Annotated in this window: 1 protein-coding gene and 1 pseudogene; one reads left to right on the top strand and one right to left on the bottom strand. The window is 48.4% G+C overall.

The features are described from left to right. Positions 1 to 13: 13 nt before the first annotated feature. Positions 14 to 1,447 carry a DNA cytosine methyltransferase gene (locus QMN93_RS25825; RefSeq protein ID WP_016338383.1) on the bottom strand — a complete coding sequence of 478 codons (1,434 nt, stop codon included), beginning with the start codon at positions 1,445 to 1,447 and terminating at the stop codon, positions 14 to 16. A gap of 98 nt (positions 1,448 to 1,545) precedes the next feature. On the opposite strand from QMN93_RS25825, the pseudogene QMN93_RS25820 reads away from it, so the two are divergent. Continuing rightward, positions 1,546 to 1,653 (top strand): annotated as a pseudogene (locus tag QMN93_RS25820) (IS1 family transposase); the annotation flags it as partial.

The following is a 1,653-nucleotide window of genomic DNA, read 5'->3' as shown; positions in this document are numbered from 1 at the left end:
CCGGGAGGAGCGATCAGATTCGTTCAACCTTGCACGAATCGGCATTAACCGCTTTCAGGATATAAGGTTCAAGCAGTTTGGCTACGGCTTCAAACACGGGCACCACTACGGAGTTACCGAACTGCCTGTACGACTGAGTGTCTGACACAGGAATGCGAAAAGGCCTGCCATCTACTTTTTCAAAACCCATAAGGCGCGCGCACTCTCGTGGAGTCAGCCTGCGGGGCCGATGCGCCTGATTTTCTTCGTTCGCGAAGTCTGTTTCACCTGTGGCCATATCCCAGCCACGGTCTATCAGAATTTCAGACCCGTCTTTGTGATAGCGAGCAGAAAGCGTACGGGCAATGCTTTCTTTATTTTCAGGATTAACGAGGCCAAAACCGAATCCGTTACCCTTAGCTGCGTGCTTTTTGGCGTAGTTATAGAGATACTCCCAGAGTTTCGGCGTCAGTATATATTTGCTGTCAACCACGGGTTCCAGCAGTTCGCCAAATGACGGACGCTGTTCCGGATAAAAACGACTAATATCGCGCAGGGTAAAGCCCTGGTGAATGTTCAGATCACGACGGAAACCGACCAAAACGATACGTTCTCGGTGCTGAGGTAAAAAGTGCTTTCCGTCGATAACTTTAGGATCGTTTTTGCCCATCTCAGCTGCATCCGCAACTTCATAGCCCAGTTCGTCGAGGGTATCCATGATGACTTTAAAGGTTTTACCCTTGTCATGGCTCTTCAGGTTTTTAACGTTTTCAAGAACAAAGATGGCAGGTTTTTTTGCGCGTATAATACGCGCCACATCGAAGAAAAGCGTTCCCTGAGCCTCACATTCGAAACCATGCGCGCGCCCGAGCGAGTTTTTCTTGCTTACGCCCGCAAGGCTGAACGGTTGACAGGGGAAACCTGCTAGAAGTACATCATGATCCGGCACATGCTCATTAATGTAAGCATAGGCATCGTTTTCAGGTACTTCAGGTTTATCACTGAGCGTGACTTCCCGAATATCGAGATTGAAAGTGTGTTCCTGAGCATCGTTAAACCAGTTAGCTTTATATGTGCGCACAGCCTCTTTATTCCATTCACTGGTAAAAACGCACTGGCCACCGATGGTTTCGAAGCCCTTCCGTATACCTCCAATCCCAGCAAACAGGTCAATAAACCGGAAGGCATAGTCAGGGTGATGTGCAGGCGCTTCCGGAAGCATTTTTCGTAGAAGTTCCTCTTCGGCTAACGTCAGCGTCTTAGGTGAGCACTTACCATTAATCCAGCGATTAAGAGTCTCGCGACTCCACTCATTTTTACCAACTTTTCTAAGCAGTTCAGCCACGTACTTCTGGTCATAGATTTCCAGCACCTGCCCGAGCAGCTTTTTATAATTTTCCTGTCGCAGTTGTTCTTCCGCTTCTGCTTTCTCAAGCAGATCCTGCGCCAGTAATTCAAATTCAGACATATTGCCTCCATTGGGTCTTATGGGTGAAACTGTATCACTCATTTGACCCAGATTGAATGTTTTTATCTGGATATTTAAACAGGTTTATTGTTAGGTAACGCACGTTGGCCACGCTGGAGCGTCTTCTGGGCCTGCTGTCGGCCTTTGAGGTCGTGGTATGGATGACGGATGGCTGGCCGCTGTATGAATCCCGCCTGAAGGGAAAG

It is taken from the genome of Enterobacter sp. R-1.6.2 (assembly GCF_035064085.1).
In the GTDB taxonomy this organism is placed as follows: Bacteria; Pseudomonadota; Gammaproteobacteria; order Enterobacterales; family Enterobacteriaceae; genus Enterobacter; species Enterobacter asburiae_B.
The sequence above is the reverse complement of the archived record's forward strand: the minus strand, read 5'-3'. Positions and strand labels throughout refer to the sequence as shown.

Bases quoted from the DNA above. Each gene is read 5' to 3' on its own strand.
- QMN93_RS25825 (WP_016338383.1), bottom strand. From the start codon at position 1,447: ATGTCTGAATTTGAATTACTGGCGCAGGATCTGCTTGAGAAAGCAGAA.